Origin of the sequence: Corynebacterium occultum, from assembly GCF_009734425.1 — a bacterium.
GTDB classification, from domain to species: domain Bacteria; phylum Actinomycetota; class Actinomycetes; order Mycobacteriales; family Mycobacteriaceae; genus Corynebacterium; species Corynebacterium occultum.
On the sequence record NZ_CP046455.1, the window covers coordinates 488,912 to 512,293 of the forward strand.

Here is a 23,382-nt window from a genome sequence, read left to right on the forward strand (position 1 = left end):
TAACTAATGAGTGAAAACGAGATCAAGGGCATTCTGGGCACCAAGCTCGGCATGACTCAGGTCTTCGATGAGGAGAACCGGGTCATCCCCGTTACCGTCGTCGAGGCCGGGCCGTGCGTGGTCACCCAGATTCGCACCCAGGAAATCGATGGCTACAACGCCATCCAGATCGCCTATGGCGAAATCGACCCGCGCAAGGCTAACAAGCCTGCTGCAGGTCACTTCAAGAAGGCTGGCGTTACCCCCCGCCGTCACGTCACCGAGATTCGTATGGACGATGTCTCCGGTTACGAGATCGGTCAGGACGTCACCGTTGAAATCTTCGAGGGCATCTCCTTCGTCGACGTCACCGGTACCTCCAAGGGCAAGGGCTACGCCGGCGGCATGAAGCGCCACGGCTTCGCAGGTCAGGGTGCCAGTCACGGTAACCAGGCTGCGCACCGTCGCGTCGGTGGTATCGGCGCTGCCGCTACCCCGGGCCGCATCTTCAAGGGTAAGAAGATGGCTGGCCGCATGGGTAATGACCGCGTCACCACCCAGAACCTGAAGGTTCAGAAGATTGACGCCGATTCCAACCTGCTGCTCATCAAGGGTGCAATCCCGGGCAACAAGGGTGGCATCGTCACCGTTAAGACCGCAGTGAAGGGCGGTGCACACGCATGACCAATCTGAAGCTTGACGTCCACACCGCTGCTGGCTCCACCAACGGCCAGGTCGAGCTGCCGGCTGAGATCTTCGACCGTGAGGCCAGCATCGCGCTGATGCACCAGGTTGTTATCGCTCAGCTTGCTGCTAAGCGTCAGGGAACCCACTCCACCAAGACCCGCGCAGAGGTCGCTGGCGGCGGCCGCAAGCCGTTCCGTCAGAAGGGTACCGGCCGCGCCCGTCAGGGCTCGATCCGTGCTCCGCACTTCGTCGGCGGTGGCATTTCCCACGGCCCGAAGCCGCGTGACTACAGCCAGCGCACCCCCAAGAAGATGAAGACCGCTGCCCTGTTCGGCGCTCTGACCGACCGTGCTCGCCACGACCGCATTCATGTGGTCGAGGAGCTCGTCCCGGGCCAGAAGCCGTCCACCAAGGCTGCACGCACCTTCCTCGAGCGTCTGACCGACCGTAAGTCGGTTCTGCTCGTCGTCGGTCGTGAGGACTTCAACGCCCGTAAGAGCGCCAACAACCTGCCCGGCGTCCACACCCTGGTCGCTGAGCAGCTGAACACCTACGACGTGCTTAACGCTGACGACGTCGTGTTCTCGGTTGAAGCTCTGAACACCTTCATCAACCGCACCTCTGGTGCGGAGCAGGAGGAGAAGAACTAATGGCCAAGATCGCAGATCCGCGTGACATCATCATCGCCCCGGTCGTCTCTGAGAAGTCCTACGGCCTGATGGAGCAGAACGTTTACACGTTCCTCGTTCGCCCGGACTCCAACAAGACCCAGATCAAGACCGCCGTCGAGCAGATCTTCGGTGTGAAGGTCGCCTCCGTGAACACTGTCAACCGTGAGGGCAAGCGCAAGCGCACCCGCACCGGTTTCGGTGTCCGCAAGGCAACCAAGCGCGCCTACGTCTCGCTCCGTGAGGGCAGCGACTCTATCGACATCTTCGGTGGCACCGCCGCTTAAGGCGTCGAAAGGTAAGGAATATTATGGCTATTCGTAAGTACAAGCCGACAACTCCGGGTCGCCGCGCTAGCTCCGTTTCCGAGTTCAGCGAGGTCACTCGCTCCAACCCGGAAAAGTCTCTGCTGCGCCCGATCCACAAGACCGGTGGACGTAACGTCCACGGTCACATCACCACCCGTCACCGCGGTGGCGGACACAAGCGTCGCTACCGTGTCATCGACTTCCGTCGCAATGACAAGGACGGCATCCTGGCAAAGGTCGCTCACATCGAGTACGACCCGAACCGTACCGCCAACATTGCGCTGCTTCACTACCGTGATGGCGAGAAGCGTTACATCATTGCTCCGAAGGGCCTGAAGCAGGGCACCCTCATCGAGTCTGGTGCCAACGCGGACATCAAGGTTGGCAACAACCTGCCGCTGCGCAACATCCCGACCGGTACCACCATCCACGCTGTCGAGCTGAAGCCGGGCGCTGGCGCCAAGCTGGCTCGTTCCGCAGGTGCCTCCGTCCAGCTGCTCGGTAAGGAAGGCAACTACGCAGTTCTGCGTATGCCCTCCACCGAGATCCGCCGCGTGGACATCCGTTGCCGCGCAACCGTTGGTGAGGTCGGCAACGCTGACCAGATCAACATCCGCTGGGGCAAGGCCGGCCGTATGCGCTGGAAGGGCTGGCGTCCGTCCGTTCGAGGTGTCGTCATGAACCCGGTGGATCACCCGCATGGTGGTGGTGAGGGTAAGACTTCCGGTGGTCGCCACCCGGTGTCGCCGTGGGGCCAGAAGGAAGGCCGCACCCGCAACCCGAACCGTTACAGCAACAACATGATCGTGCGTCGCCGCCGGTCCAACAAGAAGCGCTAAGAGGAGGTAACAGAGAATGCCACGTAGCCTTAAGAAGGGCCCGTTCGTCGATGAGCACCTCCTCAACAAGGTTGATGCTCAGAACGAAAAGGGTACCAAGCAGGTCATCAAGACCTGGTCCCGCCGTTCCACCATTCTCCCGGACTTCATCGGCCACACTTTCGCCGTCCACGACGGTCGTAAGCATGTTCCGGTGTTCATTGACGACTCCATGGTCGGTCACAAGCTCGGTGAGTTCGCTCCGACTAAGACCTTCAAGGGTCACATCAAGGATCAGAAGGGACGTCGATAAGCGATGAGTGAGACCATCACCTCCGCACGCGCCACTGCGCGTTTTGTCCGCGTCACTCCGATGAAGGCCCGCCGGATGATCGACCTCGTTCGCGGCAAGTCCGTGACTGAGGCCCTGGCCATCCTGAAGTACGCTCCGCAGGATGCCGCCACTCCGGTTTCCAAGGTTGTGGCTTCGGCTGCAGCTAATGCTGAGAACAACCTCGGCCTGGATCCGCGCACCCTGGTCATCTCCGAGGCTTTCGCCGACGAGGGTCCGACCATGAAGCGCTTCCAGCCGCGTGCACAGGGTCGTGCTTTCCAGATCCGTAAGCGCACCAGCCACATCACCGTGGTTGTTGAGAGCAAGGAAGGGGCCAAGTAGTGGGCCAGAAGATTCATCCTCACGGCCTCCGGTTGGGCATCACTTCCGATTGGAAGTCCCACTGGTACGCCGATTCCAGCTACGCTGATTACGTCGCCGAGGACATCAAGATCCGTGACTTCCTGTCCAAGGGTCTGGATCGCGCCGGCATCGCCGACGTTGTCATCGAGCGCACCCGTGATCGCGTCCGTGTCGATATTCACACCGCCCGCCCGGGCATCGTGATCGGCCGTCGTGGTTCCGAGGCTGACCGCATCCGTCGCGAGCTCGAGAAGCTCACCGGCAAGCAGGTCGCCCTCAACATCCTCGAGGTCAAGAACATCGACGCCAACGCTGCTCTGGTGGCTCAGTCCATCGCTGAGCAGCTGGTCAACCGCGTTGCTTTCCGTCGTGCAATGCGCAAGGCAATCCAGTCCGCCATGCGCCAGCCGCAGGTCAAGGGCATTAAGGTTGTCTGCTCCGGTCGTCTCGGCGGTGCCGAGATGTCCCGCACCGAGCGCTACCACGAGGGTCGCGTTCCGCTGCACACCCTCCGCGCCGAGATCGATTACGGCTTCCACGAGGCCCACACCACCTTCGGCCGTATCGGCGTCAAGGTGTGGATCTACAAGGGTGACGTCGTCGGTGGTCGTCGTGAGAGCGAGATCAACGCACCCGCAGACCGTCGCGGCCGCGGCGGCGATCGCGATCGCAACGCACGTCCGCGTCGCGGCGGCCAGCGTCGCCAGCGCGCTGAGAAGAAGGAGGGCTAAACATGCTTATCCCTAAGCGCGTCAAGTTCCGCCGTCAGCACCGTCCGCACCGTAGCGGCGTGTCCAAGGGTGGAAACCGCGTCACCTTCGGTGATTATGGCCTCCAGGCTCTCGAGCCGGCCTACATCACCAACCGTCAGATCGAGTCCGCACGTATTGCCATCAACCGGCATGTCAAGCGTGGCGGCAAGGTCTGGATCAACATCTTCCCGGACCGCCCCCTGACCCAGAAGCCGCTCGGCGTGCGTATGGGTTCCGGTAAGGGCCCGGTTGAGAAGTGGGTGGCCAACGTCAAGCCCGGCCGCATCCTCTTCGAGATGACCTACCCTAACGAGGAGACCGCCCTTGAGGCACTCCGTCGTGCAGGTCAGAAGCTGCCCTGCAAGGTTCGTATCGTGAAGAAGGAGGATCAGTTCTAATGGCAACCGGTACCCCCGCACACGAGTTCCGTGAGCTGAACCCCGAAGAGCTGACCACCCGTCTGACTGAGGCAAAGGAAGAACTCTTCAACCTGCGCTTCCAGATGGCCACCGGTCAGCTGACCAACAACCGCCGCCTGCGCACGGTCAAGCGCGACATCGCCCGCATCTACACCGTTATCCGCGAGCGTGAGCTGGGCCTGTCCTTGGTTCCGGGAGCTGAGGCTTAATCATGAGTGAGGCAAACGTGAACGAAAAGGATCAGGGCGCTCGTAAGGTTCGCCAGGGTTACGTCATTTCCGACAAGATGACCAAGACCATCGTCGTCGAGGTTGAGGATCGCAAGCAGCATGCGCTGTACGGCAAGATCCTCCGCTCCAACAAGAAGGTCAAGGCCCACGATGAGGAGCAGACCGCCGGTATCGGCGACCTGGTCCGCATCGAGGAGTGCCGTCCGCTTTCCAAGGACAAGCACTACCGTCTGATCGAGATCGTGGAGAAGGCCAAGTAGGCTTCCCCGCATCTCTTTCGAGATAACCTTCAGAAAACCCCGTCCAGGGCCGCGAGAAATCGCTCACCCCGGGCGGGGTTTCTGCATGCCCACCGGGGGCCCGCACACCCCTGCCGCAGGTTAGGCTTTGTGCGTAGCAGGGGGAGTCCGGCCGGTTGAGGCAGCTCCCCCGATCATGAATGGGAGTAGGACATGAGGAGCACCGCGAAACTGTTGTTCGCCATCATCGCAACCCTGGTCTTCATCCTGGTTCTGATGCTCGGAATCGCACTCCTGCCACTGTTGAAGTTGAGCTGGGACATGGAGCGACAGGAAGCCAATGCCGCGGAGAGCCAGGCGGTGGTGGCCGTGGGCCCTGATGGCAGCGCCCTCCTCTCGGATGGGCAGCGCCTGCACGGGGAGATCGTGGATTACCTGGAGCAGGAACACCACGGCAGTTTCAGCTACAACATCTTCATCAACCAGGATCGGGCGGTGCTGGAGATGAAGGTTTTCTTCCTGGAACAGGAACTCGATGAATCACAACTCCTGCCACTCTGGGAGAAACTTTCCTTCCTGCACCCTGATTTCGTGGAGAGCGGTTGGCGTCTGGAGGTGAACACCCTGGGCCAGCAGCAGGATGGTGAGGTGCAGATCCGGGGCGTCAATGGCGATCACTGGGAGGAACTGAGCAGGGTGCTGGATCAGCAGCTGCTTCCCGGCACCGACTTTGCCCTGAATCTGGACACCAACACCGCAGAGGTCTTCTGGAGCGAAACCGAGGTCGGGGAGTGCGCATCTGATGCGGCAGCTCAGAGGGGGCGTTTCTTCGGCCTGGCGGTGGATCGGGCCCAGGGGTTACTGGCTGGCCTGGGGTGGGATGCGCCAGGTTCCCCTGGCATGGTCATTTCTGCCCACGGTTGTGAGAGAAAGCTGAATCTGCTGGCAGAACTGGTGGATGAACAGCGCGCGGAGAAACTCGCCGCATTGCCGGGGGTGTTGGCGGCAGCCGGGGAGGACATCAGCTTCACCAGACTCTGGATCGTGGCTGATCACCTTCCACCAGAGGGCGCGAAGTGGACTGATGGGCGTGGCGAGCTGATTCTCGGAGGGGTCGCCCCGGATGGTTCAGCGCTGGCTGAGGAAACCAGCCGACTGATTATTCCCTCACTGCAGGAACAGTGGCCGCACGGCACCCTGAAACTCAATGGGAAACACCGGGAAACGGAGCAGCCCATCCCCCGGTGATCCTGGGGTGCCGCCGGAGCCGGAAGCACAGTAGGGAGGCGGGCATGAGGAAACGGACTCTCCTGTTGGCCGGGGTACTCGGTACCGCTGGTCTCATGTTCAGTTCCCGTGCCAGCGCTGAACCTGCAGCGGGGGAGAACCTGGTGGACACCTTCACCAGGGAAGCGGCGGAGCAGAATCTGCCCATCAGCTACCGGGCGGAGCAGTGCCCTGACCGAGCCGATGATCCGGTGCCCAGCCCGCCAGCGCGGGTCCCAACCCTCATTTTTGCCGGGGCTGATCTCGGGGAGACGGATTTTGCGGAGCTGACCAGGGCGGTGCACCTGCTGGAGAGACAGCGCCAGCAGGCTGTCTCGGAAGGGGTGTATTTCCAGCCCGGTATGCTTCGCGCCAGCATCAGCGGCACTCGGGTTCAGCTGGCTCCCCAGGTGTCGCCGGGAAGTCTGGCGGCGGTGGAGCTGTTGTTGGAGTCGAAGCCCACTGGGTTGGGCGTGGGCAGCAATGGTGCCCTTCAGCTGAGCATTGACACCTGCGAGGTCAATGACATGAATTGCCTGGGGGAGTGGATGCAGGGTCTGCTGGATGCCGCGGATCAGCTGGGGAAGATACAGCAGAGTCTGCTCCGGGCAGATGATCCGGTGGAAAACCAACGTCTGGGAATCATCGTTTCGGACCCTGGGGGAGAAAGCTGGCTGGAACTCGGGGTTCACACCACCTGCGATAACCCCCTGAACCGGCAACGACTGGGGGATGCGCTGGCACTGATCGGGGAGGTCAACCAGATGGGGATCAGCGTGAGCTCCCTGGAATTGGGATCCCTCTCTGATCAGCTGGGCATCAACAGCATCGAGGGGGATGAGGTGTTGTTTTTCGCGGTCGGGCAGGTGGCGGAACGCGCCCGGGCACTGCCGGAATGGCAGGAGTGGTTCCAGCGGGAATCCTGGGTGGATGAGGACAGTGGCAGTCGTCTGGTGCAGCATGCCCCCTCGATTCAGACCCGCTCAGAGTCAGGGACCGCAGCCACAGCGGAACTGTGGACCAGCGGTGTCTTCTACACCCCGCCGGACAGCAGCTTCCAGCAGGAGCTGCGGGCCGCCGTGGAATCGGCCATTTCCTGAGACCTGTTCAATGCCGGACACCATCCCCGGACACCATTTCAGGAGGCCAGGGACTGCGCCAGCTGATCTATCAGGGCACCGCGCCAACAGGCGAAGTCATGCCCACCGTCATAGGTATTGACCTGGCTGGACCAGCCCTTGGCGCAGAGCAGCTGATTCAACTGATGGGTTCTGGGCAGGGTCAGGCCTTCCCGTAGGCCGACATCCAGGTGGACCTGTGTGCTGCGTGCCGGACGGAGCGCAGATTCCTCGGCTATCCAGTCAAGGCTGCGGCTGCCGAAGTCCCGGGGTGTGGAGGCACCATCCGGGGTCCACCAGAGGGAGGGGGACTGGCAGATGGCGGTGCCATAGACCTCGGGCTGCAGGTGGGCGGCGAGTAGTGCGGAGAGACCGCCCAGACTTTGCCCGGCGATCAACCTCCCTTCCCTTCCCTGCAGCCTGATCCCCGCACTTTCGGCCTGTTGCTGCGCCCAGGTGGTGGCGGTGTCGGCGAGGGAGCTGAGGAAATCGGGATTCGCACCCAGAACCTGGAAGCGGTCCGCCTGGTCCAGATTCTCGATGCCCAGGACCGCAACCGGGGGAATCCGCCCCAGCTCCTGGGCGTTTTCCAGGGCCTGCGGCAGATTGAGGTGGCCGAACCAGATCTCGGCGTCGAAAAGCGTGAGCAGAGCTACCGGGGTGTGGCTGTCGGGGAGATAAAGGTGACAGGGGCGGGTGGGGGTTTCGCCGGCACCGTTGCCCAGAGGCAGCTCCCCGCGGATCACCTTTCCCCGCAGCTTCCCGGGGTGCTGCCATTCCGTTTGCCGGGGGCTCAGTTTCCCGGAGAGCAGGCTGAGTCCATGTCCTTCCGCACTGTGGATCAGTGGTGGTTGGCTACTGCAGGGGTCGATCAGGTTGGGGTAGTGGTTGTGTCTCGGCAGCCCGGGGTGCTGCCCGAGCGGCGCGAAGGAATAGGAAGCCTGGAGGGTGGGACTCAGATCCAGGGTGCGGACCCAGATATCGGTGCCGGGGACCGCACACATGAACCCCAGTTCGTGATTTTCCCCGTCGCTGACCCGGTTGATGTGCAGGTGAACGGGTTCCCCATCCGGCGGGATGGTGCCACTGGGGTTGCGCCAGAAGAAGGTGGCCCGGACCCCTGTCGGATCCCAGATCGGGGTGCCCCGACGGTGGATTTCCCGCCAGAATTCCTCGAGCAGCTCAGTTCCGGCCCAGCTGAGCTGCTCCAGGACCTCAGTTTCGGTGGGAAAACAGGGGAGAAGATGGTGATGTTTCATCGGGGGTGTCATGGCACCTTTCTTTCAGAGGATGTTCCGCTTGCGCTGCCTGTCGTGTCTCGGAATTCCTCCTTCCCTGGGGGAGTCTGCGTGCAACACCTGTCTCAGCTAGGGGGCAACCACCAGATCTCCGGTGGGCAACCCCAGAGCCGCGCGGACCGGACCGAGCTTTGCGACGGTCTCTCGTACCTCCGCCGCAGCGTCGGAATCCGCGACGATCCCACCCCCGGCATGGGCCCGGACGGTGTTCCCCTGGAGGACAGCACTGCGGATGCTCACCCGCCACTGCCCATCGCCGGCGGCATCCGACCAGCCGACCGCGCCAGCATAGAAACCTCGCCCTGGTTCAACCTTCCGCAGTTCCTGCTGGGTGCGCGGGGTGGGGAAACCACACACCGCCGGGGTGGGGTGCAGGACAGCGGCCAGCTCCAGGACGGGGACCCGGGGATCCTTCAGACGCCCCCGAATCCGGGTACCCAGATGCCAGGTGTGGGAGGTGGCGGTCAGGGAGGGAACCTCCGGGATCTTCAGCTCGACACAGTAGGGCTCCAATACCCGCCGGATGTCCTCGGTCACGAAACCATGCTCGGCAATATCCTTCCCGGAGCGCAGCAACCCATCCGCCCGGGCCTGATCCTCATCAGGATCCGGGCAACGGGGGATGGTGCCCGCCAGGGGATAAGACTCGATGAACTCACCCCGCTTGGCGATCAACAGCTCCGGGCTGGAACCGATCAACTGGGCACCGCGGTACCGGTGGCCGGCGGAACCCAGATCCACCAGGTGACCGTGGCCGGTACCGGAACCGGTGAGGAAACTCCCCAGCAACACCTCCGGGGAAGGCTGTGCGGCGAGCAGATAACGCTCCTCCCGGGAGAGCACCAACTTCTGGAACTTCCCGGAACGGATCTGGGACACCGCCTGCTCTACCCGGTTGGCATGTTCCCCCCGGGAGGTCATTTCCGCAATGTCATGAACCTCGGGCAGCTTCCCGGTGGGCAACTCCGGGGCACCCCGCCGGAAGGAAAAACTCTGCGGGGCAAAAAGCGCCGGGGTCTCCTCAGGGTGGAAAGGCAGCGCACCCACCACCAGCGAGGCACCCGAACTCAGCGCCTCAGCCACGCTGCCCCAACTGTCCTGGACACCCTCCGCTTCCAAGGTCTGCTGACTATCGGTGAAGATGAAGGAATACACCTGCAGATCAGCTCCGCACGCTTATCGACGCCGCGTCCGGCTGCCACGCAGCCAGGGCTTCCGCGGTACCGATCACCCGGCCACAGCGGCGCGACACCCAGTCCAGGGTCTGCCGATGATCCTCGGCCGTGAAATCAGCGATGGCATCACCAACCAGGAAGGGAGCCACATCATTCATGAAAGCGTCCACCGCGGACACCTGGCAACCCATGTGCCCGTACACCCCGGTGATCAACAGCTGATCCCGACCACTGAACGCCAGGGACTGGCGCAGATCGGTGCGCGTCAGTGCGGAATAGCGCCACTTGGTCACCACATGGTGGTGCTGCTTCGGAGCCAGCTCCGGAATGATCGCAGCCTCCTGATCCGTCTGGATCCCCGGGCCCCAGAAATCACTGAGCAGGCCGCGCCGGGCAGTCTGCTGTCGTGGTGGCTGGGCGGAGTAGAAGACCGGGATGCCGGCGGCATCGGCGGCGTCGATAAGCCCACGGATATGGGGGATGACGCTGCGGATGGGATCCTGCTCCGCTGCATAGGCGGAGATGAAGTAGTTCTGCATGTCGTGGATGAGCAGTGCGGAACGTTCGGGGTTCAGCGGCCAATCAACGACCGGTGGGTGGTTGATCTCCGGGAGGGGGTAGGGGGCGATGCGAGGGATGGCCATGGTTGTGATCCTGATCCTTTCTCGGGGGAGAGCTAGATCCGTGTGGGTCACTAGCTGTTGGCCACCAAAGGTAGCTAAGCCTTACCTAATATGCAAAGTCGGGGAGAGTGCCTTCACTGGTCGAGGGTGGCGCCGCCATCCACCCGAAGGTCGTGCATGGTGATGTGGCGGGCGGCGGAGGAGCTGAGGAAGATGCAGGCCCGGGCGATATCCTCCGGATCGGCCACCCTGCCCAGGGGGATGCCCAGGCGGAACTGCTCAGGGTTTCCGGCGATCACCTTCGCGCTCTCATCCCGGCCCTCCTGCCACATCCCGCGCAGCATCGGGGTGTTGGTGGAGCCCGGGGTGACGATATTGCAGCGCACCCCATGCGGAGCGCACTCCAGGCCCAGGGTCCGGAGCCAGGAACTTGTCGCGGCCTTGGAGGCGCCATAGGCGGCCATCCCGGCCCGGGGCGTGGCAGCCGCATTGGATGAGATTGCGACGATGGAGCCATTCCTGCGCCCGATCATGCGGCGCGCAGTGGCTGAGCAGATATTCACCGTGCCCAGCAGGTTCACCTCCAGGGAATGGCGCAGTGCCGCCACGTCGGGGGCAAGGGCGCTGTCCGCCAACAGGGTGCCGGCGGTGTGGATCAGGGCGTCCAGGGGGCCGTGCTCATTCTCGAGCGAGGCCATTGCCTTCTCGATGGCGGGCTGATCGGTGATGTCGTGTTCCGGCAGGTCCCAGCCGTGCACGCGGTGTCCGGCGGCCGTGAGTTCTGACACCACGGCCGCTCCGATGCCGCCGCGGGCTCCGGTGACCAGGTAGTGCAGCTTCTCAGATTCTCGGGACATGGGGATGCTCTCCTCTGTGGTGATGGGCGAAGCCCTGGGCAATTAGGTCAGGGTATCCTAAATATTCGGGCTGGGTGGGGGCCTGCCTCACCTTGTGTGGTGGGCGGGTCTACCATCTGGGCATGGGAAATCGGCGAGGAGCATCAGAGTCTGAAGCGCAGAACTCCAGGAAGGGGCAGGTGTCCCGGCGGCCGCTGATCCCGGCGCTCCTGGCTGTCGTCGCCGTCTTCATCGCCTCCCTCAATCTGCGCCCCGGAATCGCCTCCCTGGGAGTGGTGATCACCGACATCACCGAGCATTTCGACGCCGGTGGTGCCTCGGCAGGTGTTCTCACCGCGCTGCCCGGGTTCTGTTTCGCCATCTTCGGGATCATCGCCGTCCCCCTGGCCCGGAAGATCGGCCTGACGGCCACCATGACCGGCGGCATGGCCGTCAGCCTGGTGGGTGTGGGGCTGCGTCCCTGGGTGGGTGATATCTGGGTGTTCATCCTGCTTAGCGGACTGCTGGTCGCGGGGATTGCGGTGGCCAATGTCCTGCTTCCCGCCTGGATCAAACTCCATGGCGGGAAGAACTGGATTGCGTTGACCACGGTCTACACCGCTGTGCTGGGCCTGGGCGGGGCATTGGGTCCACTTTCAGCCCTGCTCTTCCACGGGGAGGGGGCCTGGCGGTGGGTCATCTTCATCTGGGTGTTCGCCGCCGTGGCGCAGCTGCTGGTGTGGATCCCGGTCTGGCTGCGCAGCGGCAATGATTTCCCGGCATCCCCGCCCGGGGTGGGGGTCGACGGGGGCGTCGCAACGCAGCCGAAGGTGTCGCTGTGGAAATCCCCGACCGCGGTGGCTCTGATGATCTTCTTCGGCATGCAGTCCATGAACGCCTATATCCAGATGGGTTGGTTGCCGACCATGCTCATCGACGCCGGGGTCAGCCTCAACAAGGCCAGCATCGCCATCGCGCTGCTGGGCGCCTTCGGGCTGCTGGGTGGGTTGGTCATCCCGACGATGATCGCCCGCTTCCGGCACTTCCGGTTTTTCCCGATCCTCTTCGCCACCCTGACCATCGCCGGCTACCTCGGCATCATCCTCGCCCCGGCACAGGGCTGGCTGCTCTGGGCGATGCTGCTCGGCCTGGGTGGATTCTGCTTCCCGACGGCGCTGGCGCTGATCCCCTCCCGGACCGTCAGTGCCGTCATGACCGCCCGGCTCTCCGGGTTCGTGCAGCCGGTTGGTTATCTCTTCGCCGGTGCCGGGCCGCTGCTGGTGGGTGCCGCCTATGACTCTCTCGGGGGATGGAGTGTCATCCTGGCGGTGCTCTGCCTGGGCGCGGTTGTCAAGGGGGCCGTCGGTTATCTGGCGGCCCGGGAGCGCTCGGTGGACCGGGAGCTGGGGTTGGTTTCCTGAACCCCCATCCTCAGGGGGGCGCTGATGCCCCTGAGGTTGCGGAGTTGAACAGGTTATGCCAGCCGTCCGGCGCCTCCTCGGTGGGAGGCGGGTTTGTCGAGGTCATCAGGGTAATCAGGCGATTTGCCATTCGGGTGCCCGCTGTGGTTGACTGTTCCAGTCGCTTGTCCAGGTCGGCCCGTGGTGCGTTTCCGAATCCCGGTCCGAGACCCTTCGGCACAGATGCAGGGCATTTCATGCTCCGCAGCTGAGGTTCGTCGCTCATTGTGTAGTGGCAGGCGAGGAAGCAGTACAGACCGCGTGCGTTCGGGACGGAAATCCGACGCACATACAACCAGGTCAGGAGACCAGTAGTGATTCAGCAGGAATCGCGTCTGAAGATCGCCGATAACACCGGTGCACGAGAGATTCTGTGCATCCGCGTTCTCGGTGGCTCTACCCGACGTTTTGCTGGCATTGGCGACACCATCGTCGCCACTGTCAAGGAAGCAGCCCCCGGCGGCAATGTGAAGTCTGGCGAAATCGTCAAGGCTGTCATTGTCCGCACCAAGAAGGAGACCCGTCGTGCAGACGGCTCCTACATCTCCTTCGATGAGAACGCAGCTGTCCTCATCAAGAATGACAACGAGCCCCGCGGTACCCGTATCTTCGGCCCCGTCGCTCGTGAGCTTCGTGACAAGAAGTTCATGAAGATCGTCTCGCTGGCACCGGAGGTAATCTAAATGAAGATCCATAAGGGCGACATGGTCGTCGTCGTCTCCGGCCCGGACAAGGGTGCCAAGGGCAAGGTCATTCAGGCTTTCCCGGCAACCGAGAAGGTCTTGGTCGAAGGCGTTAACCGCATCAAGAAGCACGTTGCTAACTCCGCTCCCGAGCGTGGCGCCGAGTCCGGCGGCATCGTGACCCAGGAAGCTCCGATCCACATCTCCAACGTGATGGTTCTGGACGCCGACGGCAACCCGACTCGCGTCGGTTACCGCTTCGACGAGAACGGCAAGAAGATCCGTATCTCGCGTCGTAACGGGAAGGACATCTAAGCATGAGCGAGAACTACACCCCCCGTCTCAAGAACGTCTACCGCGACGAGATCAAGGGCAAGCTGCAGGAGCAGTTCGCCTACGACAACGTCATGGAGATCCCGGGTCTGACCAAGATCGTCGTCAACATGGGCGTCGGCGACGCTGCCCGTGACTCCAAGATGATCAACGGCGCTCTCGAGGACCTGACCCTCATCACCGGTCAGAAGCCGCAGATGCGTCGCGCCAAGACCTCCATCGCGAACTTCAAGCTCCGCGAGGGCATGCCGATCGGCGCCAAGGTCACCCTGCGCGGCGACCGCATGTGGGAATTCCTGGACCGTCTGCTGACCGTGGCCCTGCCGCGTATCCGCGACTTCCGTGGTCTCTCCGACCAGCAGTTCGACGGTCACGGCAACTACACCTTCGGCCTCACTGAGCAGACCATGTTCTACGAGATCGACGTCGACAAGGTTGATCGCCCCCGTGGTATGGACATCACCGTCGTCACCACCGCGACCAACAATGATGAAGGCCGTGCACTCCTGCGCGAGCTGGGCTTCCCCTTCAAGGGCGAAGACGGCACCCGCCAGAAGTAGTCTTCTTCAGTTCAGATGCTCCTTGAGTGTCTGACACACAAACCCTCCCTCCCCGGGGATTACCTGGGGTGGGAGGGTTTTGTCCTTGGCCCTGGCACCTTAGACCCCTGTGCATTCTAGAGTGGGGAAAACGGCACTTAAGCACGTGAGGTGGCGACCTTAAGGGCCGTTTTCCCCACTTTATACACCATCACCTCAAGGTGAGCGCCGCTCCCACCCGCTGTGTATCAAGGGTGGGGGCGGCGAATCCGGGACCTCGGCTCATGATGCCTGGTGAAGTTGTTCTACGTTATTGCCCTGCCTCAGGCAGCAGAACCTACAGAGCGCTCCTAGCGGTTCCGGTTCAGGTACACGTTCACATCATCACTGTTGAACAGGTCCGGGACAGTCCAACCGTCCAGGTCGTACTCCGCCATGCAGTCCTCGACCATGCCATGCATGGTGTCCGTGGTGCCGTTGTTCATGGCGTTCATGAGCAGCTCGATCTTCACGTTCTCGTGGTTACCGGAGTAGTTGCGCTCATAGAGCTCATGGCGGCCACCGAACTCGGTACCGATCGCATCCCACAGCAGCTTCATCAGCTTCACCCGATCCACAGCCTCGATGCCGTTGGAACCGCGGACGTACTTGTCCAGGTAGGGGCGGATATCGGCGTTCTTGAAGTCCAGTGCGCCGGAGGGCAGGTAGATCAGCCCGGAGGCCACATCCTGCTCGATGATCTCCTTGACACGTGGGTAACCCTGGGCCATGAACATGCGGTAGGCCAGACCATAATCCATCTTGGGCAGGACCGAGCCGTTCGGTCCCTCATCGGGGTTGAGCATCATGGCGTCAGCGATCGCCCAGAACAGGTTGCGCCATCCGATGACCTCACCGGCGCGGGCCTGCACACCACGGAAGTCCTGGGTGCCGGCGATTTCGAGGGCCTTGAGCAGGAGGCCGGCGATGAAGTCGAGTTTGACGGCCAGACGGATGCAGCCCTGGTAGGTGAAGCGCTGGATGAAGCCGGTCTTGGGCATGAATCCGTTGATCTGGTCCGGGTCGCCGTAGGCGAAGATGTTCTCCCAGGGGACGAGCACCTTGTCGAAGATGAACACGGCGTCGTTCTCGTCCATGCGGGAGGACAACGGATAGTCGAAGGGGGTGCCGGTGACAGCGGCGTTCTGGGAGTAGGAGGCGCGTGAGATGAGCTTGATGCCGGGCTGATCCATCGGCACGGTGCAGATCAGGGCGTATTCCTTCTTCTTGATCGGCAGCCCGTAGTGGGAGATGAAGTTGAAGTTCGTGATCGCGGAGCCGGTGGCCACGACCTTGGCGCCGGAGACGATGACACCACTGTCGGTCTCCTTCTCCACCTTCATGAACACGTCCTTGACCTGGTCCGGCGGGAGGTGGCGGTCAACCGGCGGGTTGATGATCGCGTGGTTCCAATAGAGCACCTTCTCCTGGGACTCCTTGTACCAGCGCAACGCGTTCTCCTGGTAGGGGGAGTAGAAGTCCGGCATGGAACCCAGGGTGCCCAGGAAGGCGGCCTTGTAATCGGGGGAGCGGCCGAACCAGCCATAGCTCATCCTCGCCCAGGTCTCGATGGCGGTGCGGGATGCACGCAGATCATCAACGGACTTGGGCACCTTGAAGAAGGCGTGGGTCTTGCCACCGTTGCCGGTGTCCGTGTCGGTCAGCAGCTTGTCGGAGTGCGCCGGGTCATGCATGGCGTCGTACATTCGGGCCACCATGCGGACGGAGTTGCGGAAGGCCGGGTGGGTGGTCACATCCTCGACACGTTCACCGTGGAGGTAGACCTCGCGGCCGTCGCGGATGGATTCGATGTACTCGTCGCCGGTCATCGGCATCTTCGGGTTCGCCGGGGTGGTGCGCTCAGACATGCTGCTCATCTGATCATTCTGGGGGGTGGTCATGACGTCTCCTTGAGGGGATGAGATGAAAAATCGGTTGGCAAGAAACCTGGGGGTGTCAGAAAGACTTGAAGGAGGTGCTGCCCTCGAACCATCCGAAGGCGAGCGCGTCCCCGGAAGCTTCCCAAGGGCTTCCCTCGCAGTGCGGGCCGAGTTCGCGGAACTTACCTGAGAAAAAGAGCAGGGGGTTGGCGTCGGTGACCTCGATGTCGGTGACTTCACCGATGACGATGATGTGGTCACCACCGTCGTAGATGCGCCAGGGTTTGCATTCGATGGTGGCGGCGTTTCCACAGAGCACCGGGATGCCCTCATCGGAACGCCATTCCGGTGGTGCCGCCATCGGCTTACCGGCGAAGTTCAGGCAGAGATCCAACTGGTCCTCGGCCATGATGTTGATGGCGAAAGGCTGATCCTCCAGGTACTGCGAGGCCTTGTTTCCGCGGATCAGGGTGACCTGGGCCAGCGGCGGATCCAGGGACACCGCGGTGAAGGCATTGACGGTCGCCCCATGCGGGGTGCCGTCCGGGGTTCGGCAGGTGACCACGGTAACCCCGGTGGCGAATTTGCCGAAGGCGTTGCGGAGCTCCCGAGGGTCAATGTTTTTGGTGGTGGCAGGTGCTTCAGTCATTGCTTAACCTCCAGTTGGTTGGCGGGAAACGCCAGGGGAGCCTCGGGGAATCCGCGGCCCGGCGGTTGGTGGACTAGTGCGGGTTGTCTGCTGCCTTGGGGGTGGGGTGCAGGCTCCTCCCTTGGGTTCTGATTTGTGGCGTGGCTTACAATTTAGGGATCTTGGAGACGGGAAGCATGCGTAGAATCACCCCAAGCACTACCCATTCGGTGGGCACTTCCGCTGAGCAGCGATTTTGCCCTGTACCCGGGTATAGGGGGTATGAGTGCCCGGCGATACCTGCATGGTTTTCCCGGGCAGGTGGAGCGAACTGGAAAAGGGCGACGGAGAAATTCCCGGGCGGGTTGTCGGGAGGGAAAGGAACACAGCTGTGAGCAGCAGAATTGAGCTCAAGAACCGTGGCTCCCTGATCGGTCGGGCAGCGGTCACCAGCTTCGTGGGCCGCCAACGTGAGCTCGCGGAAGCGAAGACCAGGATGGTGGAATCCCGACTGCTCACCCTCACCGGTCCCGGAGGGGTGGGTAAGACCAGGATGGCCGTGGAGTTGGTGGAGCGTTCCCGGCGGGCCTTCTCGGACGGCGTGTACCAGGTCGGCCTGGACAGCCTGGAGAGCGGGGAACGGGTGGCGTCACTGATAGCCGATGTGCTGCAGATCCCGGACCAGTCGAACCGCTTCGCCCTGGAACGAGTGATCGACTACCTGGAAGGTAAGGAGGTGCTGCTGCTGCTGGACAATTGTGAGCATGTTCTCCAGGCCACCGCTGAGGTGGTGGATGTGTTGTTGGCCATGGCCCCCAGATGTCGGGTTCTGGCCACCAGCCGGGAACCACTCGGAATCTCCGGGGAGTATGTCTGTGTGGTTCCGCCACTGAGCACCCCGCCACTGAGCACCCAGCTGTCTTCCACCGAGCAGGCTGCTGTGGCGTCGGAAGTGGTGGAGGTGGAGAACTTTGAGTCGGTGGCGATGCTGGTTGACCGCGCCCGGCAGGTGATCCCCGATTTCGCGGTGACCCCGGAGAACCGGGCCGACATCGCACAGATCTGCGCCCGACTCGACGGCATCCCGTTGGCCATTGAACTGGCTGCCATCCGGCTCCGGGTACTCTCCCCATCCCAGTTGCTGGAGCGGCTCGACCAACGTTTTCAGCTGCTCAACAAAGGGGACCGGACCAGCCTGCCCCGGCAGCAGACCCTTCAGTCATTGATCGACTGGAGCTTTGAGTTGTGTACCCCTGCTGAGCAGTGCCTCTGGCGGCGGCTGTCGATCTTCCCGGGCAGCTTCGACCTGGAGGCGGCGGAACAGGTGTGTGGTTTCGGGGAGTTGAGCAGCCCGGAGATCCTCGACCTGCTGGAGCAGCTGGTGCTCAAATCCATCGTGCTCACGGAGCGGGCGGGGGAGCAGGTTCGCTACCGCATGCTGATGACGATCCGGGAGTACGGCGGCCAGCTCTTCCGGGAGGTGAGCGAACTGGGCGAGTTGCGGCGCCGTCACCGGGATCTCTATCTGGAGCGGGTGCTCACCCGCTCCGAGCGGTGGTGTGGGCCGGGGCAGTCGGTGGCGCTGGCAGCCACCCGGAGTGAACGCCCCAACCTGATGGTGGCCATGGACTGGTCCCTCCACACCCCGGGGGAACATGACGCCGCCGCCCGCATGGCCGCCACCCTCCGCTACCACTGGGTTTCCGGTAGCTTCCTCAGTGACGGGCGCCTGGCGCTGGAACGGATCCTAAGGTCGGGGCAGCTCTCGGATCTGGAACGTGGCACCGCCGCCTGGGCGGTCAGCTGGGTCTGCCTGATCCAGGGGGATCACCGGGCCGCGGCAGATCATCTTCGGGTGGCAGAGCGGATCGCCATGGAACTGGATGATCAGGTGATGCGTGCTCACCATGACCACTGGAAGGGCCTGCACCAGATCTTCACCGGGGAACTACCGAACGCCATTGGCCTTTATCTTCAGGCGGTGGCGGCCCATGAACGGGATGGCCGGACCGCGGAGCAGCTGTTGGCGATGTTTCAGTTGGTGATGGCTCTGACCTTCCATGGGGAGTCCGAGGAGGGCCTGGTGCTGGCGGGACAGGCCCGGATCCTGGCTGAGGCACAGGGGGAGCGGTGGAATCTCGGTTTCATCTGGTGGATCTCGGGGGTGTGCCACTGGCACCTGGGAGATCATGGGGCGGCCCGGGAGGCGGCCCTGAAAGCCCTGGACATCCAGCATGATTTCCATGATGTCATCTGCACCGCCATGGGGATTGAGCTCTTGTCCTGGGTGGCGGTGTCCACCGGTGAGTATGCGCGGGGCTGGGAACTGGCCACGGCGGCGGATTCGGTGTGGCAGGGGATGGGCACCTCATTGCGTGCCTTCGGCCCCCACATCGCCGGGACTTCGGAGCGTTCCATCGACTTCTGTCGGCAGCAGCTGGGACTGGCGGAGACGGAACAGCCTGCGCTGCGGGAGATTCTCAGTGTGGCGGAGGCACTGGCAGTGGCGCTGGGTACGAAACCTAAGGGGCGGAAGGTGACACGCACCGAGGACAATCCACTGACCGCCCGGGAGATGGAGGTGGCGGAGCTGGTGACCCAGGGGCTGACCAACCGGCAGATCGCGGAGAAGTTCACCCTCTCGCGCCGCACCGTGGACGGGCATGTGGAGCGGATCCTGAACAAGCTCGGGTTCAGCTCCCGGACCCAGGTCGCCGCCTGGGTGGAGTCCCTACGCGCGGAGGCATGAGCGGCCCGCCCCCCCCGGGAGGCGCGCCGGGGGAGGGACGGGAGTGCCTCGGCTCTGGTTTGGCGCTAGTTCGGCGCGGAGGTCCGCGGATCCTGATCCGGGGTTTCCTCCCCGGTGGGGTCCACGCCGGCGGCTGCCACTGGGACCTCGGCCACCGCGGAGGTCACCGGCGGGGTGATCACGGTTTCCGCCAGCACTTCGGCGGAGTAGCTGAGGAACCCGAGGTGGGCCTCGAAGCGGTCGAGCACGTCATCGATGATCTGCTGCTGGGAGACACCGTAGAGGTCATAGCCTTCAGAGCCGGTGTGGGTGAAGACCTCCAACCGGAAGTACTTCTCGGAACGCGGTGCCGGACGGGCACCGAAGGTCGGCACCGGAGTCGGGATCGCCACGATCTGGTAGAGGAAGTCCCGCTGGCCCTTGATCTCGACGCGGAAGAGATGCTCGTCGATGCCGCTTGTGGTGTCACTGACCTGCTCCTGGGTGACCTGGTAACCCTGGTTCCGGAATTCCGCACCGACGGTGGCCATGGCTGGCGCGATGGTCTGTTCCACGTAGCGGCGGACGGTCTTGTCATCCGGGTAGGAACGCAGGCTGGCCAGTCGCTGTCGTAGCGTCCGTTCGGGGGCCTGCCCACCGGTGGTGGCTTCACTGCGGCGGCGTCTGATGTGTCCCTCACGGTCAGCGCGTTCCATGCGCAGTGCCCGGGAGAAGGACAGCATCACCAGGTAGGCGACGATGGTGACCGGGAGGGCGAAGATGAGGGTGGCGTACTCCATGGTGACCACACCACCGGCCATCAGCATCGCGATGGTGAGCAGGGCGGTGACGATGGCCCAGAAAATGCGCAGCCACTTCGGACCGTCCTCCTCGGGGTTGGCGATGGAGGCGGAGAAGTTGGACATGACCATGGCGCCGGAGTTGGCGGAGGTCAGGTAGAACAGCAGCCCGGACAGGGTGGCCAGGCCGACCAGGAACATCCCGCCGGGGAACATCTGGAGCAGGTCGTACCAGCCCTGTTCCGGGTTGTTGATGGCGGTTTCGGCGAACTCCCGGTTGCCGTTGATCACCACTTCGTGGATGGCGGAGTTGCCGAAGAGGGAGACGATCACCAGATCGCAGAGCACCGGGGCGGTGACGGCGGCGATGACGAACTCCCGCAGGGTGCGGCCGCGGGAGATCCGGGCCAGGAAGAGACCGACGAAGGGGCCCCATGCCAGCCAGAAGGCCCAGAAGAAGAGGGTCTCACCGGACATCCATTCCCCACCTTCAGGCTGGTAGGCCATGGTCTGGGTGATGCGCTGCGGCATGGTGGCGAAGAAACGGCCGATGTTTTCGACCAAGGCGTTGAGCAGGAAGGCGGTCTGGCCGCTGACCAGGATGTAGAGCATCATGGCGCCGGCCACCCAGAGGTTTAGCTCGGAGATCAGCCGGATGCCCTTGTCCACACCTGAGGAGGTGGCGGCGATGGTCAGGACAACGGCGACCACGACCAGGGCGATCTGCAGGCTGAGTCCCTGCGGCAGGCCGAAGAGGAGGGAGAAGCCGACGTTGAGCAGTACCACACCGATGCCCATGGAGGTGGCCACGCCCATGACGGTGCCGACCAGGGTGATGATGTCCAGGACATCGCCGGTGGCTCCCTTCACACGTTTGCCCAGCAGGGGGTAGAGCGCGGCGCGGATGGACAGGGGCATGCCCCAGCGGTAGGCGAAGTATCCCATGGCCATGCCGAGCAGGGCATACATGGACCAGCCGGCCATGCCGTAGTGGAACATGGTCCAGATGACGGAGTCCTGGAGGGCGGCCGCGCTCTCCGGATCAGCGCTGGGCGGGGTCAGGTAGTGGCTGATGGGGCCGGTGACCGAGTAGAAGAGCATGTCGATGCCCACCCCGGCGGCGAAGAGCATGGCCACCCAGGTGAAGAGTTTGTACTGGGGGCGGGAATGGTCGGGTCCCAGGCGGACCCCGCCTTCCTTGGAGAAGGCCACCCAGAGCACGAAGCAGATCACCACGGCCACGGTCAGGACGTAGAACCAGCCGAGGTTGTCACCGATCCAGGTGACCACGGTCTGCAGGGTTCCGGAAGCGTTGTCCGGGGCGAAGATCGCCCAGAGGGAGAAGGCGATGATGATCGCCGAGGAGATGATGAGCACCTGCCAGTTGATCTTGACGGCGCCGTCCCCGGCGACCGCGGTGCGGGCCCGGGCCATTTCAGCGCTGGACTTCGGCGGGCGGTTCGCTTCGCGTTCCAACTTTTCCGGGGGCCGGTTGCGCTGGCTGCCGCCCAGCTTTTCCCGGTCAACCCTCGGCGTGGATTCTTCGTTGTTGGGGTTCTGATGCGGGAACTCAGTCATACGCAGGCTCTCTTTCCATGGTCGGGGAGGGGGAAATAAACACCCTCAAGGCCGGCAGGGAGGAGAATATGAGCGTTGCAGGCCGAAGGCGCTTCAAACAGAGATCAATGATAGTCCCAAAGTTTTATTCGGGATAGTGTTGATGAATTCTGACTATCGGTCCAGTAGGGACTGAAAGATACCTATAAACGCTGGGCTTCCCCCATGGCCACGGGCTGGGCCAGGGGTTCAGGAAGAAAATAAAATATGAGAAATATCACTGGAATGGGCCTTGTGGTGGAGTTTCTTTCCGGCTAGTCTTCAGTATCCCTCATGGGTGGCGGGGGCCTGACCCCAGCGATGCTGGCCCGTTGCGCCCAACGAATCCAGGGCCGCCACCGCTTCCGCTCAAAGCTGCTTATCGACGGCCGCGTGACTGCCCCGCGCCGCGTGCCCGGCTTGGCCGGCGCCACCTTCTGCGCCTCCGAGACCGATCTTGGGCAGGGGGTGCTTCTGGGAGGAACCTCACGGCAATTATTGGTCATATTAGAGTTAATGTGGGAATAGATGCATTGAGCTGCGGAAACAATTAAAGGAGAAGGGGAGACATGAGTCTGAATGACACGGTATCCAAGGCCATCGACAAGAAGGTGGATCTTTATTCCCACGACTTCTGGCGCTTCGCGGTGCGGTCCATTCTCGCTGGTGTCTACCTGACCATCGGCACCGCCATGGCTGCCGCAGTGGGCAATGCGGTGGAGAATCTTGCCCCCGGTCTGGGTTCGATCGTCTTCGGTCTCCTCTTCTTCGTGGGTCTCTTCACCATCATCCTGCTCGGCGCGGAACTGGCCACCGGAAACATGATGTACCTGGTGTACGGCGCAATCCGCAAAGACCTCAGCTGGTTCAGTGCCGCCCGGATTCTGTTGGTGACCACCCTCTTCAACCTGGTGGGTGCGGTGATGGTGGGGTTCCTCCTCGGCCAGGCCAAGGTCTTCGCGGTGGTTGACCCGGGACACCTGCTCTCCATACTTTCCCAGGGCAAGCTGCTCAAGGAACCTGGGCAGATGTTCATCGAGGCGGTCCTGGCCAACTTCGTGGTCAACATGGGCATCGTGGGTGCCACCCTGATCAAGGAGTGGAGTGGAAAATTCCTCATGCTCATGGTGGTCATCGGGGCCTTCGTCATCCTCGGCCTAGAGCACCTGATCGCCAACTTCTCGCTCTTCTCCCTGACCTTCTTCAGTGCTGACCCACTGATCCCGGAGATGAATGCCGCCCAGGTCAGCCTGAACTGGGTGCTGGTCTTCTTCGGCAATATTCTCGGCGGCGGATTCCTCATGGGTGGGGTCTACGCCTGGCTGAACAAGGGCAGGGAAAGCTACCGGGATTAAGGACCTCGCCTGATCCAGCAACGGGGCGGGGCGAGAGGTGGTAACCAGGGAAAACTTAGAACAACTGAAAGATATGTTCGATATCTCAGGATGCTATGTCCGGGGCCGGTTCTAAATTGGAATTGGTGCCACGTGATGGCCGTGTGGAACTCCCGCGCCTCTCAACGCGGAAAGGATATCCCCAACGGCTTCCCTGCCGTACCCCCTGGCCCTCTACCTCGGCCTGTT

General features: G+C 62.8%; 25 protein-coding genes. 18 read left to right on the forward strand and 7 right to left on the reverse strand.

What is annotated here, in order from left to right:
• The first annotated feature begins 6 nt into the window (after positions 1-6).
• The 12 genes from rplC (at position 7) to COCCU_RS02315 (ending at position 7,163) form a co-directional block, all read left to right on the forward strand.
• Positions 7-663 carry a 50S ribosomal protein L3 gene (rplC, locus tag COCCU_RS02260; protein ID WP_156229973.1) on the forward strand — a complete coding sequence of 219 codons (657 nt, stop codon included), beginning with the start codon at positions 7-9 and terminating at the stop codon, positions 661-663.
• Positions 660-1,316 (forward strand): 50S ribosomal protein L4, encoded by a 657-nt coding sequence (rplD, locus tag COCCU_RS02265; protein ID WP_156229975.1) that lies wholly within the window; start codon positions 660-662, stop codon positions 1,314-1,316. Before rplC ends, rplD begins: the two co-directional genes overlap by 4 nt.
• Positions 1,316-1,621: a 50S ribosomal protein L23 gene (rplW, locus tag COCCU_RS02270; protein ID WP_156229977.1), complete on the forward strand. Its 306-nt coding sequence runs from the start codon at positions 1,316-1,318 to the stop codon at positions 1,619-1,621. Before rplD ends, rplW begins: the two co-directional genes overlap by 1 nt.
• Before the next feature lie 23 nt (positions 1,622-1,644).
• A complete protein-coding gene (gene rplB / locus COCCU_RS02275) occupies positions 1,645-2,481 on the forward strand; it encodes a 50S ribosomal protein L2 (RefSeq protein WP_156229978.1) in 837 nt (278 codons plus the stop codon).
• Between the two features lie 16 nt (positions 2,482-2,497).
• Positions 2,498-2,773 carry a 30S ribosomal protein S19 gene (rpsS, locus tag COCCU_RS02280; RefSeq protein WP_156229980.1) on the forward strand — a complete coding sequence of 92 codons (276 nt, stop codon included), beginning with the start codon at positions 2,498-2,500 and terminating at the stop codon, positions 2,771-2,773.
• A 3-nt stretch (positions 2,774-2,776) separates the two neighbouring features.
• Positions 2,777-3,136: a 50S ribosomal protein L22 gene (gene rplV, locus COCCU_RS02285; protein WP_156229981.1), complete on the forward strand. Its 360-nt coding sequence runs from the start codon at positions 2,777-2,779 to the stop codon at positions 3,134-3,136.
• Positions 3,136-3,888, forward strand: coding sequence for a 30S ribosomal protein S3 (gene rpsC / locus COCCU_RS02290; protein ID WP_156229982.1), 753 nt, complete (start codon positions 3,136-3,138; stop codon positions 3,886-3,888). Before rplV ends, rpsC begins: the two co-directional genes overlap by 1 nt.
• Before the next feature lie 2 nt (positions 3,889-3,890).
• Positions 3,891-4,307 carry a 50S ribosomal protein L16 gene (gene rplP, locus COCCU_RS02295; RefSeq protein WP_156229983.1) on the forward strand — a complete coding sequence of 139 codons (417 nt, stop codon included), beginning with the start codon at positions 3,891-3,893 and terminating at the stop codon, positions 4,305-4,307.
• On the forward strand, positions 4,307-4,537 hold the full coding sequence (gene rpmC / locus COCCU_RS02300; protein ID WP_156229985.1) for a 50S ribosomal protein L29: 231 nt from the start codon (positions 4,307-4,309) through the stop codon (positions 4,535-4,537). Before rplP ends, rpmC begins: the two co-directional genes overlap by 1 nt.
• A 2-nt stretch (positions 4,538-4,539) precedes the next feature.
• The gene (gene rpsQ / locus COCCU_RS02305; RefSeq protein WP_156229986.1) at positions 4,540-4,818 is read left to right on the forward strand and encodes a 30S ribosomal protein S17; all 279 of its coding nucleotides are present in this window, start codon (positions 4,540-4,542) and stop codon (positions 4,816-4,818) included.
• A 192-nt stretch (positions 4,819-5,010) separates the two neighbouring features.
• Positions 5,011-6,045 (forward strand): hypothetical protein, encoded by a 1,035-nt coding sequence (locus COCCU_RS02310; protein ID WP_156229988.1) that lies wholly within the window; start codon positions 5,011-5,013, stop codon positions 6,043-6,045.
• A 44-nt stretch (positions 6,046-6,089) separates the two neighbouring features.
• Positions 6,090-7,163 (forward strand): hypothetical protein, encoded by a 1,074-nt coding sequence (locus COCCU_RS02315; RefSeq protein WP_156229990.1) that lies wholly within the window; start codon positions 6,090-6,092, stop codon positions 7,161-7,163.
• A 38-nt stretch (positions 7,164-7,201) separates the two neighbouring features.
• On the opposite strand, the gene COCCU_RS02320 is transcribed toward COCCU_RS02315, so the two are convergent.
• From COCCU_RS02320 to COCCU_RS02335, 4 genes are all read right to left on the reverse strand, one after another.
• Positions 7,202-8,440, reverse strand: coding sequence for an alpha/beta hydrolase-fold protein (locus COCCU_RS02320; protein WP_231598831.1), 1,239 nt, complete (start codon positions 8,438-8,440; stop codon positions 7,202-7,204).
• Positions 8,441-8,548: 108 nt separating this feature from the next.
• Positions 8,549-9,634: an isochorismate synthase gene (locus tag COCCU_RS02325; RefSeq protein ID WP_156229993.1), complete on the reverse strand. Its 1,086-nt coding sequence runs from the start codon at positions 9,632-9,634 to the stop codon at positions 8,549-8,551.
• A gap of 7 nt (positions 9,635-9,641) precedes the next feature.
• The gene (locus COCCU_RS02330; RefSeq protein WP_156229995.1) at positions 9,642-10,298 is read right to left on the reverse strand and encodes an isochorismatase family protein; all 657 of its coding nucleotides are present in this window, start codon (positions 10,296-10,298) and stop codon (positions 9,642-9,644) included.
• 113 nt (positions 10,299-10,411) lie between these two features.
• Positions 10,412-11,134 carry an SDR family oxidoreductase gene (locus tag COCCU_RS02335; RefSeq protein WP_156229996.1) on the reverse strand — a complete coding sequence of 241 codons (723 nt, stop codon included), beginning with the start codon at positions 11,132-11,134 and terminating at the stop codon, positions 10,412-10,414.
• A gap of 179 nt (positions 11,135-11,313) precedes the next feature.
• On the opposite strand from COCCU_RS02335, the gene COCCU_RS02340 reads away from it, so the two are divergent.
• The 4 genes from COCCU_RS02340 to rplE all read left to right on the forward strand — a co-directional run bounded on the left by COCCU_RS02340 (position 11,314) and on the right by rplE (position 14,149).
• The gene (locus COCCU_RS02340; protein ID WP_231598832.1) at positions 11,314-12,534 is read left to right on the forward strand and encodes an MFS transporter; all 1,221 of its coding nucleotides are present in this window, start codon (positions 11,314-11,316) and stop codon (positions 12,532-12,534) included.
• Between the two features lie 353 nt (positions 12,535-12,887).
• Entirely contained in the window at positions 12,888-13,256 is a 369-nt protein-coding gene (gene rplN / locus COCCU_RS02345) for a 50S ribosomal protein L14 (RefSeq protein ID WP_156229999.1), read from the forward strand.
• Positions 13,257-13,571, forward strand: coding sequence for a 50S ribosomal protein L24 (gene rplX / locus COCCU_RS02350; RefSeq protein ID WP_156230001.1), 315 nt, complete (start codon positions 13,257-13,259; stop codon positions 13,569-13,571).
• 2 nt (positions 13,572-13,573) lie between these two features.
• Positions 13,574-14,149, forward strand: coding sequence for a 50S ribosomal protein L5 (gene rplE / locus COCCU_RS02355; protein ID WP_156230003.1), 576 nt, complete (start codon positions 13,574-13,576; stop codon positions 14,147-14,149).
• A 329-nt stretch (positions 14,150-14,478) separates the two neighbouring features.
• Here rplE and COCCU_RS02360 read toward each other — a convergent pair whose 3' ends face one another.
• Together COCCU_RS02360 and COCCU_RS02365 are read right to left on the reverse strand one after the other, a co-directional pair.
• Positions 14,479-16,044, reverse strand: coding sequence for a 4-hydroxyphenylacetate 3-hydroxylase family protein (locus COCCU_RS02360; protein WP_231598910.1), 1,566 nt, complete (start codon positions 16,042-16,044; stop codon positions 14,479-14,481).
• Between the two features lie 79 nt (positions 16,045-16,123).
• Positions 16,124-16,696, reverse strand: coding sequence for a flavin reductase family protein (locus COCCU_RS02365; RefSeq protein ID WP_156230006.1), 573 nt, complete (start codon positions 16,694-16,696; stop codon positions 16,124-16,126).
• A gap of 370 nt (positions 16,697-17,066) precedes the next feature.
• On the opposite strand from COCCU_RS02365, the gene COCCU_RS02370 reads away from it, so the two are divergent.
• The gene (locus tag COCCU_RS02370; RefSeq protein WP_231598833.1) at positions 17,067-19,424 is read left to right on the forward strand and encodes an ATP-binding protein; all 2,358 of its coding nucleotides are present in this window, start codon (positions 17,067-17,069) and stop codon (positions 19,422-19,424) included.
• Between the two features lie 65 nt (positions 19,425-19,489).
• Here COCCU_RS02370 and betT read toward each other — a convergent pair whose 3' ends face one another.
• Complete coding sequence (gene betT, locus COCCU_RS02375; protein ID WP_156230007.1) at positions 19,490-21,781, reverse strand: choline BCCT transporter BetT; 2,292 nt, start codon at positions 21,779-21,781, stop codon at positions 19,490-19,492.
• 587 nt (positions 21,782-22,368) lie between these two features.
• Here betT and COCCU_RS02380 point away from each other — a divergent pair.
• Positions 22,369-23,154, forward strand: a complete 786-nt coding sequence (locus tag COCCU_RS02380) for a formate/nitrite transporter family protein (protein ID WP_156230009.1) — start codon at positions 22,369-22,371, stop codon at positions 23,152-23,154.
• The last annotated feature ends 228 nt before the right edge of the window (positions 23,155-23,382 follow it).

Excerpts from the sequence above, each read along its gene's own strand:
- rplC (WP_156229973.1), top strand. The coding sequence starts at position 7 with ATGAGTGAAAACGAGATCAAGGGCATTCTGGGCACCAAGCTCGGCATG.
- rplD (WP_156229975.1), top strand. The coding sequence starts at position 660 with ATGACCAATCTGAAGCTTGACGTCCACACCGCTGCTGGCTCCACCAAC.
- rplW (WP_156229977.1), top strand. The coding sequence starts at position 1,316 with ATGGCCAAGATCGCAGATCCGCGTGACATCATCATCGCCCCGGTCGTC.
- rplB (WP_156229978.1), top strand. The coding sequence starts at position 1,645 with ATGGCTATTCGTAAGTACAAGCCGACAACTCCGGGTCGCCGCGCTAGC.
- rpsS (WP_156229980.1), top strand. The coding sequence starts at position 2,498 with ATGCCACGTAGCCTTAAGAAGGGCCCGTTCGTCGATGAGCACCTCCTC.
- rplV (WP_156229981.1), top strand. The coding sequence starts at position 2,777 with ATGAGTGAGACCATCACCTCCGCACGCGCCACTGCGCGTTTTGTCCGC.
- rplP (WP_156229983.1), top strand. The coding sequence starts at position 3,891 with ATGCTTATCCCTAAGCGCGTCAAGTTCCGCCGTCAGCACCGTCCGCAC.
- rpmC (WP_156229985.1), top strand. The coding sequence starts at position 4,307 with ATGGCAACCGGTACCCCCGCACACGAGTTCCGTGAGCTGAACCCCGAA.
- rpsQ (WP_156229986.1), top strand. The coding sequence starts at position 4,540 with ATGAGTGAGGCAAACGTGAACGAAAAGGATCAGGGCGCTCGTAAGGTT.
- COCCU_RS02310 (WP_156229988.1), top strand. The coding sequence starts at position 5,011 with ATGAGGAGCACCGCGAAACTGTTGTTCGCCATCATCGCAACCCTGGTC.
- COCCU_RS02315 (WP_156229990.1), top strand. The coding sequence starts at position 6,090 with ATGAGGAAACGGACTCTCCTGTTGGCCGGGGTACTCGGTACCGCTGGT.
- COCCU_RS02320 (WP_231598831.1), bottom strand. The coding sequence starts at position 8,440 with ATGAAACATCACCATCTTCTCCCCTGTTTTCCCACCGAAACTGAGGTC.
- COCCU_RS02330 (WP_156229995.1), bottom strand. The coding sequence starts at position 10,298 with ATGGCCATCCCTCGCATCGCCCCCTACCCCCTCCCGGAGATCAACCAC.
- COCCU_RS02335 (WP_156229996.1), bottom strand. The coding sequence starts at position 11,134 with ATGTCCCGAGAATCTGAGAAGCTGCACTACCTGGTCACCGGAGCCCGC.
- rplX (WP_156230001.1), top strand. The coding sequence starts at position 13,257 with ATGAAGATCCATAAGGGCGACATGGTCGTCGTCGTCTCCGGCCCGGAC.
- rplE (WP_156230003.1), top strand. The coding sequence starts at position 13,574 with ATGAGCGAGAACTACACCCCCCGTCTCAAGAACGTCTACCGCGACGAG.
- COCCU_RS02360 (WP_231598910.1), bottom strand. The coding sequence starts at position 16,044 with ATGAGCAGCATGTCTGAGCGCACCACCCCGGCGAACCCGAAGATGCCG.
- COCCU_RS02365 (WP_156230006.1), bottom strand. The coding sequence starts at position 16,696 with ATGACTGAAGCACCTGCCACCACCAAAAACATTGACCCTCGGGAGCTC.
- betT (WP_156230007.1), bottom strand. The coding sequence starts at position 21,781 with ATGACTGAGTTCCCGCATCAGAACCCCAACAACGAAGAATCCACGCCG.
- COCCU_RS02380 (WP_156230009.1), top strand. The coding sequence starts at position 22,369 with ATGAGTCTGAATGACACGGTATCCAAGGCCATCGACAAGAAGGTGGAT.